The sequence below is a fragment of the Candidatus Hydrogenedentota bacterium genome (assembly GCA_019637335.1).
Lineage (GTDB): Bacteria > Hydrogenedentota > Hydrogenedentia > Hydrogenedentales > JAEUWI01 > JAEUWI01.
In genome coordinates, this window is record JAHBVV010000044.1 from 18,086 (window position 1) to 30,197 (window position 12,112).

The 12,112-nt window shown below is 64.4% G+C and carries 11 protein-coding genes; 6 read left to right on the forward strand and 5 right to left on the reverse strand.

What is annotated here, in order from left to right; all coding sequences use genetic code 11:
- Positions 1-45 precede the first annotated feature (45 nt).
- The gene (locus KF886_26060; GenBank protein ID MBX3180827.1) at positions 46-1,659 is read right to left on the reverse strand and encodes a CocE/NonD family hydrolase; all 1,614 of its coding nucleotides are present in this window, start codon (positions 1,657-1,659) and stop codon (positions 46-48) included.
- Between the two features lie 39 nt (positions 1,660-1,698).
- On the reverse strand, positions 1,699-2,064 hold the full coding sequence (locus KF886_26065; GenBank protein MBX3180828.1) for a hypothetical protein: 366 nt from the start codon (positions 2,062-2,064) through the stop codon (positions 1,699-1,701).
- Positions 2,065-2,346: 282 nt separating this feature from the next.
- Between KF886_26065 and KF886_26070 the strand changes: the two genes are divergently transcribed.
- A complete protein-coding gene (locus tag KF886_26070) occupies positions 2,347-3,312 on the forward strand; it encodes an alpha/beta fold hydrolase (protein MBX3180829.1) in 966 nt (321 codons plus the stop codon).
- 416 nt (positions 3,313-3,728) lie between these two features.
- On the opposite strand, the gene KF886_26075 is transcribed toward KF886_26070, so the two are convergent.
- From KF886_26075 to KF886_26085, 3 genes are all read right to left on the reverse strand, one after another.
- A complete protein-coding gene (locus KF886_26075) occupies positions 3,729-4,571 on the reverse strand; it encodes a sugar phosphate isomerase/epimerase (protein MBX3180830.1) in 843 nt (280 codons plus the stop codon).
- Positions 4,572-4,745: 174 nt separating this feature from the next.
- The gene (locus tag KF886_26080) at positions 4,746-5,753 is read right to left on the reverse strand and encodes a hypothetical protein (protein ID MBX3180831.1); all 1,008 of its coding nucleotides are present in this window, start codon (positions 5,751-5,753) and stop codon (positions 4,746-4,748) included.
- A 43-nt stretch (positions 5,754-5,796) separates the two neighbouring features.
- Positions 5,797-6,012 carry a hypothetical protein gene (locus tag KF886_26085; protein MBX3180832.1) on the reverse strand — a complete coding sequence of 72 codons (216 nt, stop codon included), beginning with the start codon at positions 6,010-6,012 and terminating at the stop codon, positions 5,797-5,799.
- 277 nt (positions 6,013-6,289) lie between these two features.
- Here KF886_26085 and KF886_26090 point away from each other — a divergent pair, with 277 nt between their 5' ends.
- From KF886_26090 to KF886_26110, 5 genes are all read left to right on the forward strand, one after another.
- Positions 6,290-8,689: a 3-hydroxyacyl-CoA dehydrogenase/enoyl-CoA hydratase family protein gene (locus tag KF886_26090; GenBank protein ID MBX3180833.1), complete on the forward strand. Its 2,400-nt coding sequence runs from the start codon at positions 6,290-6,292 to the stop codon at positions 8,687-8,689.
- 586 nt (positions 8,690-9,275) lie between these two features.
- Entirely contained in the window at positions 9,276-10,439 is a 1,164-nt protein-coding gene (locus KF886_26095) for a thiolase family protein (protein ID MBX3180834.1), read from the forward strand.
- Positions 10,440-10,822: 383 nt separating this feature from the next.
- On the forward strand, positions 10,823-11,032 hold the full coding sequence (locus tag KF886_26100) for a hypothetical protein (protein ID MBX3180835.1): 210 nt from the start codon (positions 10,823-10,825) through the stop codon (positions 11,030-11,032).
- On the forward strand, positions 11,029-11,445 hold the full coding sequence (locus KF886_26105) for a PIN domain-containing protein (protein MBX3180836.1): 417 nt from the start codon (positions 11,029-11,031) through the stop codon (positions 11,443-11,445). The genes KF886_26100 and KF886_26105 overlap by 4 nt, the downstream gene beginning before the upstream one ends.
- A gap of 216 nt (positions 11,446-11,661) precedes the next feature.
- Positions 11,662-11,841, forward strand: a complete 180-nt coding sequence (locus KF886_26110; protein MBX3180837.1) for a hypothetical protein — start codon at positions 11,662-11,664, stop codon at positions 11,839-11,841.
- Positions 11,842-12,112: the final 271 nt, after the last annotated feature.

Genomic DNA, 12,112 nt, shown 5'->3' on the forward strand with positions numbered 1-12,112 from the left:
CGGGCGGTCTCCCGCACCCGGTTTCCATGCGAAGGTCCTGCCGGATCACCGCACCGGAAGAATTAAAGCGCCCGGATGCGCCGCGCTGATGTGCACGGTGTTCGTCGCCTTGCGCAGTTCGTCCTTCGGGAAATCCTCGCCGGTGTTCGGGTTCACCTCGAATCGCGGATAATTGCTGCTGGAAATATTCAGCCCGATGCGGTGGCCTTTGTCGAAGATCCAGGCGGCGCTCCACAGGTCGATTTCGAGTTCCACGATCTCCTCCGGCCCTTGAAGGAGCGGCGCGGCTTCCCGGTAGCTGCTGCGCGTTTTCACGCGGCGAACGTTGTCGATGATATTCAGTTCCCGCGCGTCGCCCTCGGGGTAGATATCCAGTAGCATCGCCGTGAAGTCGGTGTCCGGGGCATTGCTGGAGACATGCAGCCGCACGGCAACCCGTCCTGTAATCTCCAGCGGCGTTTCCCGGGGTTCGGTCCGGAAGCGGAGCACGTCCTGACGCCCCTCGAGGTTCTTTCGCTGGTCGAAGGCGCCGGATTCCATCAGCAGGTTTGCGCCGCCATGGGTCGGCACGGGATTCGCCGGATCGAACACGTAGGACAAGGGTTCCGGCTCCGTCCCGGGCGGTGCCGCAGCCAATTTCCCTTCCGGATGCAGGTAGTAGGACGTTGGCGTCGTGGGGTACGGTGGCCACGCGTCCGCCGTGCGCCATTCATTGCCCGGCGCGCCCGGGGTATCGGCGCCCATGACGTAGTAGTGCACCGCCGGAATCCCCGCCAGGGCGTCCGAATCGCCCTTCAGGTAGTGCGCGAAGATGCGGTTGCGGATCTGGCTCGCCTTGACGTCGAAACGGTTCGGGTTCATTTTGTAATCGCGCTCGATGTCCGGGCCGTGCGAGCCCGGGGTCATAATCAGGAAGTTCCCGCCACGCGCGCCCTCTCCCCCGCGCTCCTGCCGCGCGACAAAGCCGTCGATCGTGCCCTGCTGGAAGATGTCGTACCAGCCGTTCACCAGCAGCGCGGGCGCCGTGATGTCGCCGGCTTTGGACACCGTGTCGAAATGCGCCCAGTAGTCGTCGTAACGCGGGTGGCTCTTGTACACATCGATGATGTGCGGCTGCTTGATTGCCGTAAGCCAACCCTCGATCATCCGCTTCCGCAATACACCGCCCGTATACGCCACATCGGCATACAGGTTGGACGGCGTGGCGACCATATTCTGGACCACGACGCCACCGGTGCTCGGCGCCAGCAGCATCTGAGTGATGGCGAGCGCCGATCCGCCATGGGTGCCGATCTTCCCGTTGCACCACGGCTGCGCCCCGATCCACGCCACGGTGGCGGCGCCGTCGGCCAGGCCCTCCCGCCAGCCGTCCGCATAGAACACGTGCGCCTCGCCCGCGCTGTCGCCCATGCCGCGGACATCCTGGATGACCACGGCATAACCCTGTTCGAGCCATTCATCCGCGACCTGCCCCGAGCGACCGTAGGTGCTGCGCAGGAGCACCACGGGCCACGGCCCTTCACCATCGGGGGTGTAGACATCGGTGGCGAGTTCCGTGCCGTCCTGCATGGGCACGCGGACATGCCGCGGTTCGGCGGCGACCCGAACCAGGAGGGCGATGCAGGCGATCAGCAGGCCGCGAACAAAGAAACGGGACATGGCGGGGCTCCTCGGCGGGCGGGTTGGGCGATGGGACGACTACTCTTCGCCAGCCGACGTTTCGGCGAGGGCGTTGGCGGTCTCGGCGTGGGCGCTCGCCGCGGCGGCGGCCGCTTCCGCCTCGGCCTTCGCGGCCTTCCGCTGTTCGATCAGCTCCACGGGCATACCCGGCCCCAGCTCCGGATTCGGCAGGGGCGACTCCATCCGCGAGAACTGGAAGCCCAGGCCCACGGCGCCGGCGAACAACACGGCGCCAAGGATCAGGTAGTTTCGCGAGATGCGGCGGCTTTCGGCGTCAGTCTCGAGAAAGGTGTTGAAGCAGCGGCTGAGAATGAAATAGGCGAGCCACGCCATGAAACCCACCGCGCAGAGCACGGCCCCGATGAATACCAGCGATGCCAGCATAACCGGCCCTCCATGCGACCGTCGCGGCCGCCTGTGCCCGGGCGCACACTGCGCCCCGGCCCTCACGTCCCGCCCGCGCTGCCGGGCTCGCCCTAGTGTGCACAATTTCGCCGCCACAATGCACGCTTGCTTCCCGGGCGCGCGCCGCATAAGATTGCTCCGGGTAATTCGCACGAAATCTGGAGTCTGACCATGCGCCGTTACGTACTTTCCGCCCTGTTGCTGATCGCTTGCGCCGCGCAAGCCGGTGACGCGCCCTTTTACGCCGACAAGTTGGATCTGATGCGCTATATCGACGCATCGGGCGCGGGCCAGCCCGTGGCCGCAATTCCGGACTGGAATATCCGGCGCGCGCATATCCTCGCGAACATGCAACAGGTTATGGGGCCGTTTCCGGAGCGCGAGAAGCCCGATTTCGACATCGAGATCGTGGCGGAAGTCGACTTCCCGACCTACACGCGCCGGGAGATCCGCTTTACGGTCGAGCCGGGCGATCGCCTGCCGGCCTACCTGATGATCCCGAAGGGATTGACCGGCAAGACCGCCGGCATCCTGGCGCTGCACCAGACCTACACCGGCGGCAAGGAGGAGCCCGCCGGGGTCAGCGGCATGCACAACCGCCACTATGGCCACGAACTGGCCGAACGCGGCTATGTGGTGATTGCGCCGGACTACCCGGGGTATGGCGATTACAAAATCGACGCCTACGCGATGGGCTACGCGAGCGCGACCATGAAGGGCATCTGGAACCACATGCGCTGCGTAGACCTGCTCCAGAGCCTGCCGGAGGTCGACCCGGCGCGCATCGGGGCCATCGGCCATTCGCTCGGCGGGCACAACACGCTGTATGTGGGGGCGTTTGACCCGCGCATCCAGGTCATGGTGACCAGCTGCGGCTTCAACCGCTTCGCGAAGTACTACGGCGGCAACCTGAAGGGCTGGAGCCACCAGGGGTACATGCCCCGCATTCTGTCGGAATATGACGCGGACCCGGCGAAAATGCCCTTCGACTTCACAGAAATCCTCGGGGTGCTGGCGCCGCGCGCGGTCTTTATTAACGCCCCGCTGCACGACGAGAACTTTGAGGTGAGCGGCGTGGAGGATTGCGTGACGGCCGCGACGCCTGTCTACGAACTCTTCAGCGCGGCGCACAAGCTCCACGTTGCATACCCGGAGGCCGAACACGACTTCCCCCCGGCCCAGCGCAGCGCCGCCTACGCCGTGATCGCGGAGACCATCGGAGAATAGACGCGCCCGAGTACATGCAAAACGCGCGGCCCACCCGGGGCCGCGCGTTTCTGATTTGTGTTGTATTGGCGTAATACATTAGCCGTCTGAAGTTGAGCCAGTCTTTTCGCCAGCTTCCCGCGACACTACGAGGAGAGCGCGCAAGGCTGGGAGCGCAGGTCGAAGACGCGCCGTAGGAGGGCGTCCCCGCCTGCAATGCACCGGAGGTGCATAGCGTGTTCGCAATATCGGCACATTTGATCGGGAGGAAGACTGGACCCGGTCCACCGCCGTTGATCAAATTCGCGCCTTCGGCGCAATGCGGGCGGGCCGCCCGCGCTCCCATTGGTCCGCCCTTCCGTTGCAACGCGGGTTTGTGTCGACGAGGAATCAAGTCAACTTCATTCCGCTAAAGTGTTACGTATTGGCGAATCGCGCTACGCGCCCCACTTCTCGCGGATCATCTTGAGCCCGTTGGTCGCGAGGTATTCCTCGCTGGGCGCCATGGTCCGCCAGATGCACGTGGCGCCGGCCAGATCCGGGATCCAGGATCCGAAGGCCTCGATCACCATCCAGCCGTCGTAGCCGATTTCCTTGAGCGCGGCGAAGGTGGTGTCGTAATCGATATGGTCATCGCCCGGGGTGGAGCGGTCGTTCGCGGAGATGTGAACGTGGTTGATGCACTTCCCGCCCGCTCGAATGGCCTCGGCGAGGCCCTTTTCCTCGATGTTCGCGTGGAACGTGTCGTACATCTCCCCCACGCCCTCGACACCGATGGCGCGCACCAGGTTGGCCGCGTCGGCCTGGGTGTTGAGGAAGTAGGTCTCGAAACGGTTCAGCGGCTCGATGGAGAGGACGACGCCCTTCGCGACCGCGTGCGCGCCCACTTCGCGGAAGCCCTTGATGGCCCGATCGGTCTCCTCGGGGACCGGGCCGCGGCCGATAAGACGGCCCACGGGGCTGTACAGCGGCCCGCAGAGGGCCTCGGCGCCGAGGACCGCGCAGGAATCGATGCAGGCTTTCAGGTGCGCCACGGCGGCTGCGCGCTCGGCCTCGTCCTCGCCGATGAGGTTGGTTCCCGGCGGCAGCACGGTGACGGCGGTGCGGCCCAGGCCCAGCTCGTCGCACCGGGCGCCCAGCACTTCCCACGGCGATCCGTCCGCCGCGAACATCGGGAATTCGACGCCATCGAAACCCCATTCCTTGATCTTGTCCAGCAGCGGCAGGTGGCTTTCGTCCGCGCCGCCGGTCCACAACAACAGGTTCATCCCGACTTTCATGGGTCCTTGCTCCTTCATGCAGGGCGGGCCGGTGCCCGCGGGCCAGGGGCGCGGCGTGTTCTTGCACACGCCACCCCGGAATCAATCGTGAAAACGTCCCCGCGCAAGCACGCGCGCCGGGGCAATTCACTATGACGCATGCCCCCGCCCCCATGCAAGCCGGAAATGCGACAGCTACGGGGATTCGGTTTCCGGGATCCCGCCCGCCACCGCCAGAAACTCCGGGCTCTCTGTCACCAGGCAGTGGATACCCGCGCCGGCGAAGGTGGGAAAGTGGGAAAGTTCGACCGCCGTGGTAACGACCTGCCCCGCTCCCGCCACTTCGGTCGCGGCCTGTACGGTGTCTGGATCGTGCGCGCCGAGCACGATGACGCCCGCGTCCGACTGCACGAGGCTCGCGGCGTAGGGCGGCGCGGTGTCGGGCAGCACGTGCAAGGCAAGATCGGCCGCGTCACATGCGCGCCGGACCGCGTCCCGCGAGGCGCTTTTTGAGAGCGGCGAGAGGAGGGGACCCGTGCGGAAACCGGGAGCGAGCAGCAGATGGGTCGCGCTGTCTGGCCCGCGCGCCAGGCCCGCCGCGCGATCGATGTGGTGTTCATGGAACACGCGCGTGATGTCACCGTCCCGATCAAGCGTGCAAAAGATCCCTGCGGGCAATTCCACCACCCGCACGCCGCGTTCACGGAGCCGGTCGAGCGTCGCCTGATCGGGCGCGGCGGGTTTCTCGGGGTGGCGAAACACCACCATGGTATCCCCGCTCACCAGCGCGCGCCCGCCCTCGGCCCACGGGGTCGGCCAGCATTCCACGGCCAGTCCCGCGAGGGCGTCCTCCGCCGCCCAGCCCTCCGGCACGAGCGCGATGCCGAAGCCCTTCAGATAGACCATGAGGTCCCGCGGGTAGGCGTAGGCGCTGCCGGGCTCGGGCAGCGCCAGGCGGAATTCGGGATAGCCCTCCGCGCGCAAGGCGTCGGCCAGCGCCGATTCCGCAGAACCCAGGTTAAGAATACGGAAGGGCATGTGAGCTTCGAGCAGCGCCCCGAGCACCGCGCGGTACTCGGCGTCGATCTGCGCGAGGTACGTCTCTTCACGCGCTTCGGCCAGGCGCGCCCGGGCGGCGTCGACGCAACCCAGCGGCACGGCGGGGACGTGGCGATCCGCGAAGGAGAGCGGATACACGGGCATGCCCGCAAGCCAGATCCCCCCGGTCACCGCGCACCCGCCCGAATTACTTGGACGTCCACGAATTGGTGGTTGTGTTCAGCTTGCGAATGCCGTCGTACTGCCGGATGCCCGCGCGAATGCCCGCGCGAAGCCCCAGACGCGCGCCAATACGGAGCCCGCCCTTGACATCGGCGGCCTGTTGCGCGCCTTCGGCGGCAAGCTCCGCCACGGCGCTCTCCGGCAGATCCGCAATGGTAATACGCTTCTTATCCTCACTCATACAACCTGTCTCCTCAATCCCACGGCGCCCGCGGGCGCCGGTTTCCCGCATTTGATACCGGGAGTGTACCACGAAATTCCCGTTTTCGCCCGATACCGATCTGTCAACGGCCCCTCCGAATAGGGTAAGCTAGGGCGCATGACCGGCATGCGCGACCATCCCCGTTTCCGCCCGGGCCTTGACGCAACGCGGCGTCCGGGGGTAGGATGGCGGGCCGCATCTAACGACCGGTAAGTACAAACAGGCATTGGGCACGTCCTGAAGGAGATCTCGTTCCATGACCACTATCAACCGCGTGGCCGTACTTGGTTCCGGCGTGATGGGCGCCGCGATCGCCGCGCACCTCGCCAACTGCGGCATCCCCAGCATCATGCTGGACATCGTGCCGCCCAACCTCTCGGACGCCGACAAGAAAAAGAAGGGCAAGCGCAACGCCATCGCCGACGGGGCCAAGGCCGCGCTCGCGAAGGCCAAGCCCTCGCCGATTTATTCCAGCGCTTCGCTCGACCTGATCGAGACCGGGAACTTCGACGACGACATGGCCCGGATTGCGGAGTGCGACTGGATCATTGAGGTGGTGAAGGAAGACCTGAACATCAAGAAGAAGGTGTTCGGCGAAGTTGCAAAGCACCGCAAGGCCGGCGCGATCCTCAGCTCGAACACGAGCGGCATCCCGATTCAGGCGATGGCGGCGGACATGCCGGCGGAGATGTCGGCGCACTTCCTGGGCACGCACTTCTTCAATCCCCCGCGCTACCTGAAACTGCTCGAAATCATCCCCGGTCCGGCCACGAAGCCGGAAGTGATCGAGATGATGGCGGCCTTCTGCGAGAACGTGCTCGGCAAGGGCATCGTGCACGCGAAGGACACGCCGAACTTCGTGGCGAATCGCCTGCTGACCTTCGCGATGCAGTTTATCTTGCACGAGATGACGAAGGACGGCCTGAGCGTGGAGGAAATCGACGCGCTCACGGGTCCGGCCATCGGGCATGCCTCCTCGGCCACCTTCCGCACAGCGGATCTGGTGGGCCTGGACACGCTGAAGCTCGTGGTGGGCAATGTGCGCAACGGCTGCCCGGACGACGAGCGCGCCGATCTGATGCAGGGGCCCGCGTGGTTCGACAAGATGGTGGAGAAGGGCCTGCTCGGCAACAAGAGCGGATCGGGCTTCTACAAGAAGACCAGCGAGCGCGACGAAAAGGGCAAGGCGATCATTCTGGGCATCGATCCCGAGACGCTGGAGTACCGCGACCCGATCAAGCCGCGCTTCGAGTGCACCGGCGCGGTCCGCAACGTGGAAGCGCTGGACGAGAAGCTGAAGATCATGTATCTCGGCGAGGACCCGGGCGCGCAGTTCGTTTTCAAGCAGTTCGCGCACCTGGCGCAGTATGCGGGCAACCGCATCCCCGAAATCGCCGATGACATCGTGAATATCGACAACGCGGTGAAGTGGGGCTTCGCGTGGGAGGCGGGCATCTTCGAGACCTGGGACACCCTCGGCTTCGAGACGGTGTGCGAGAAGATGGCCGCGATTGGCGTCGATCTGCCGCCGATCGCGAAGGCCCTGAAGGAATCGGGCCACACCCGCTTCTACCGCGTGGAAAACGGCGTCGAGGAGTATTTCGATATCGCGTCGAAGGGCTACAAGCCCGTGCCTAAGAACCCGCGCGAGATGGTGCTGGCGAACATCAAGACGCAGAAGACCAGCGTGGTCAAGACGAACGACAGCGCCAGCCTGATCGATCTCGGCGACGGCATCCTCTGCTGCGAATTTCACTGCAAGATGAACGCGATCGATCCGGACCTCACCGCCATGCTGAATGCGGGCGTGGACCTGTTGGAGGCGGATAAGTTCGATGGGATGATCATCGCCAATCAGGGCAAGCACTTCTGCGCGGGCGCGAATATCTTCCTGATCCTCGGCGAGATCATGCAGCAGAACTGGGACGGCATCGAGAAGGCGGTCCGCGGGCTGCAGGGCACGGGCATGCGCATGAAATATTGCCGCAAGCCGATCGTGGCCGCGCCGCACCACTACACCTTCGGCGGCGGCGTGGAAATCTGCCAGCACGCGGACAAGGTCGTGCTTGCGGGCGAGACCTACGCCGGCCTCGTGGAGATGGGCGTCGGCCTCATCCCCGGCGGCGGCGGCTGCAAGGAAATGCACATCCGCGCGATGGAATACTGCCCCGAAAACGTACTGGCGGACCCGTTCCCCTATGTCCGACGCGCCTTTGAGGCCATCGGCCAGGCGAAAGTGGGCACGAGCGGTCAGGAGGCGATCGATCTCGGCTACTTCCGCGCGAGCGACATCGTCCTGCCAAACTTCGAACACCAGGTGGCCAAGGCCAAGGCGGTGTGCCTGGGTATGGTGGCCGCCGGGTACGCCCCGCCGCGTCCGCCGCGCCTCAAGGCGCTGGGCGATGGGCCGGCGGCGGCCTTCAAGGCGGCGGTGTGGAACATGCAGCAGAGCGGCTGGGCCAGCGAGCACGACGCGCTCATCGCGAGCAAGGTGGTGAACGTGCTCGTCGGCGGCAACCGCCTGGCCGGCGCGCGCATCACGGAGCAGGACCTCCTCGACCTCGAGTGCGAGGGCTTCCTCAGCCTATGCGGCACGGAAAAAACCGCCGAGCGCATCCAGCACATGCTCATGAACAACAAACCCCTGCGGAATTAAACGCGGCGGGCTGAACGTTAAACAAAAAATTGAACCACGAATGAACACGAATTTGGGCTCTACATGCCGCGATAATCGCGTTGTTTTTATGCAGGGCGAGAACATGCACGGCAACGTCCAGAATGATTGAGAAATGCCAACAGGTCCGTCTTTCCCGCGAAGGCGGGAATCCATTGGAGTACGAAGGTATGCGCTTCCGCGCTCCTGGATCCCCGCGTTCGGGGCTGTCGGTTTAACTGATGCGGACGCCTCAAAACCCACAAGTTTGTGCTACTGTCTTAAAGCGTCATTCCCGCGAAAGCGGGAATCCAGTGGAATTCAGAGGTTTGTGCGATCACGTTGCTGGATCCCCGCGTTCGCGGGGATGACGGATCGGCTCATTCCTTCCATAGTGTAGGGTGAGTTAAGTAAATCGACAGCTCCGTTCGCGGGGAAGACGCTCCGCGGCAAGGTGATTCACTTCGCTGGTCGGGCCAGATTCAACGTTGACTATCCTATTCGTGTAAATTCGTGTTCATTCGTGGTGAAGATCTTCAAATTCGCCTTCAGACGGCGCGGCCGTCGTGATTGCTGAAAGGATAATTTCATGGACAACGTATACGTAATCTCCGCCAAGCGCACCGCCGTGGGAAAATCGGGCCGCGGCACGCTCTCGCAGACGCGCCCGGACGACCTGGCCGCCTTCGCCATCCAGGGCGCCGTGGACGCCGCCGGGATCGACCCGGCCGCCGTTGACGACGTGGTCATCGGGTGCGCGACGCCCGAGGCCGAGCAGGGCATGAACGTCGCCCGCATCGCCCTCCTGCGCGCGGGCCTGCCCAAGACCGTCAGCGGCATGACGATCAACCGCTTCTGCTCCTCCGGCACCGAGGCCATGGCCGTGGCCGCCGCGAAAATTGAGTGCGGCATGATCGACATCGCCGTCGCGGGCGGCACGGAGTCCATGAGCATGATCGGCGGCGGCGGCAACAAGGTCGTCCCGAACCCCACGCTCGCCGAGGAGATGCCCGACATCTTCATCGCCATGGGCAACTGCGGCGACAACATGGCGCGCGACTTCAAGATCACGCGCGAAGAGGCCGACGCCTGGGGCGCCCGCAGCCAGCAGCGCGCCGGAGCCGCCGTGGCCGCCGGTAAATTCAAGGACGAGATCGTCCCGGTCGAGGTGAAGACGCCCGACGGCGGGACCTTCACCTTCGACACCGACGAAGGACCGCGCCCGGAAACCACCCCCGAGGTGCTCGGCGGGCTGCGCCTGGCCTTCGCGGCCTCGCCCAAGCTCGGCGTGTGCACGGCGGGCAACTCCAGCCAGACCAGCGACGGCGCCGCCGCCTGCGTGCTGGCCAGCGGCGAGGCCGTCAAGAAGCACGGCCTCAAGCCCCTCGGCAAGATGCGCGCGTGGTGCGTGCAGGCCGGCGAGCCCAAGTACCTCGGCCCGCCCCAGGTCCCCGCGATCCGGAAGGCCTGCGAAATGGCCGGGATCACGCCCGAAGACATCGGCCTCGTCGAATGCAACGAAGCCTTCGCCACCCAGACCATCCACGTCGTCCGCGAGCTCGGCTTTGACGAGGAAATCGTCAACGTCAACGGCGGCGCCATCGCCCTCGGCCATCCCCTCGGCTGCACCGGCGCCAAACTCGTCGCCACGCTGCTCCACGAAATGAAGCGGCGGAAGGTGAAGTACGGCCTGGTGACCATGTGCATCGGCGGCGGCATGGGCGGCGCCGGGATCTTCGAGTTGTGTGAGTAGGAGTAGGATAGGCGTCCCGCCTGTCCTGGACAGCCGAGACGGCTATCCTACATTTTGTTAGCGCCCCGCTGGAGGAATCCGGCGGGGCGTTGAGTTATAGCACCGTACCGTATGACAAACACCGTGCCACGCGATTCCGCCTCGGGCGGATTCGTGTGCCCGTCGTGAAGTTCGACTGGGACATTACACGCGTTTCGAACGCGCGGTTCCAGCCCGAAGAACTTTTTACCGGCAGGCCGCACACACAACGCCTCTCCCGCGTCCTCCGCCACCATACGACCGGCACACGAAGTGGCGGAGCCACATCGCGTGGCACCAACCTGATGGTGTTGGGGCCTGTTGCCTGCGTGCTACAATACAAGGGTCAACGCAGGAGCTTGCATATGGAGATCATCGGACACGTAAGACAAGGGGTAATCGTCCTGGACAGCCCCTCGTCCCTTCCCGAGGGCGCCCGGGTGAGAATCCAGCCGATGCTGGAGGATTCCGCATATTCGATCGACCCGGAAGTAGCCCAATTCGCGGGGATCTTACCCGCAGATATTGACCTCCACGATGCGCGCCTCGCTTCCATACTCGAAAAGCACACATGAAGGTGATGTTTGACACCAACATTGCGCTTGACATCCTCCAGCAGCGCGATCCACATCAACAGCGATCGGCGGAGGCCGTGAGCGCCGTGATTCAAGGCGAGATTCAAGGGTGTTTCCCTGCTCATGCCGTCACTACGGTGTATTACGTGCTAAGAAGGGTCGTGGGGCAGGCGGAGGCGCGACGCGCAGCAGGTTGGTTGGTCAACACCTTGGAGATTGCACCGTGCGACGGCGGAGTGCTGACTGCGGCTATCGCAACCCCCATGGGCGATCTGGAAGATGCCGTTGTCGCCTGCTCCGCACGTGAAGCCGATTGTGACTACATCGTGACGCGCAATAAGCCGGATTTCTCCAAATCACCTGTGCCCGCCATATCTCCCGAAGAACTACTGGGCATACTGGCCGCCTCGTAGGCGGCAGCGGCGCCCGGGGATTCTTGATCTGTGTGAGTAGGAGTAGGATAGGTCGAAGACGCGCCGTGGTGGGCGTCCCGCCTGTCCTGGACAGCCGGAACGGCTATCCCACATTTTGTTAGCGCCCCGCTGGAGGATTCCGGCGGGGCGTTGCGTTTCAGCAACGTACCGTTTGACAAACACCGTGCCACGCGATTCCGCCTCGGGCGGATTCGTGTGCCCGTTGTGAAGATCGACTGGGACATTGCGAACGCCCTGAACCAGCGGTTCCGGCCCGAAGAGCATCTTTCCGACAAGCCGCTTACACAACGCCTCTCCCATGTCCTCCGCGCACGGGACGACTGGCACACGAAGTGGCGGAGCCACATCGCGTGGCACAAGTCGTTCCCAATATGAAACGACAAACACCGTGCCACGCGATTCCGCCTCGGGCGGATTCGTGTGCCCGTCGTGAAGTTCGACTGGGACATTACGCGAGTTTTGAACTCGCGGTTTCACACTGGGGACCTTTCTCCCGACAAACCCACACACAACCCCTCCACCATGTCCTCCGCGCACCTTACGACCGGCACACGAAGTGGCGGAGCCACATCGCGTGGCACGATCTTCTTTTACCGCTCACATCGCTCCCTCGCCTTGACTCTTCCATCCAATCGCGCTACTATTT

What these genes read in the sequence shown, in the direction of transcription:
- KF886_26060 (MBX3180827.1), bottom strand. Translation starts at nt 1,659, where the DNA reads ATGTCCCGTTTCTTTGTTCGCGGCCTGCTGATCGCCTGCATCGCCCTC.
- KF886_26065 (MBX3180828.1), bottom strand. Translation starts at nt 2,064, where the DNA reads ATGCTGGCATCGCTGGTATTCATCGGGGCCGTGCTCTGCGCGGTGGGT.
- KF886_26070 (MBX3180829.1), top strand. Translation starts at nt 2,347, where the DNA reads ATGCGCTATATCGACGCATCGGGCGCGGGCCAGCCCGTGGCCGCAATT.
- KF886_26075 (MBX3180830.1), bottom strand. Translation starts at nt 4,571, where the DNA reads ATGAAAGTCGGGATGAACCTGTTGTTGTGGACCGGCGGCGCGGACGAA.
- KF886_26080 (MBX3180831.1), bottom strand. Translation starts at nt 5,753, where the DNA reads ATGCCCGTGTATCCGCTCTCCTTCGCGGATCGCCACGTCCCCGCCGTG.
- KF886_26085 (MBX3180832.1), bottom strand. Translation starts at nt 6,012, where the DNA reads ATGAGTGAGGATAAGAAGCGTATTACCATTGCGGATCTGCCGGAGAGC.
- KF886_26090 (MBX3180833.1), top strand. Translation starts at nt 6,290, where the DNA reads ATGACCACTATCAACCGCGTGGCCGTACTTGGTTCCGGCGTGATGGGC.
- KF886_26095 (MBX3180834.1), top strand. Translation starts at nt 9,276, where the DNA reads ATGGACAACGTATACGTAATCTCCGCCAAGCGCACCGCCGTGGGAAAA.
- KF886_26100 (MBX3180835.1), top strand. Translation starts at nt 10,823, where the DNA reads ATGGAGATCATCGGACACGTAAGACAAGGGGTAATCGTCCTGGACAGC.
- KF886_26105 (MBX3180836.1), top strand. Translation starts at nt 11,029, where the DNA reads ATGAAGGTGATGTTTGACACCAACATTGCGCTTGACATCCTCCAGCAG.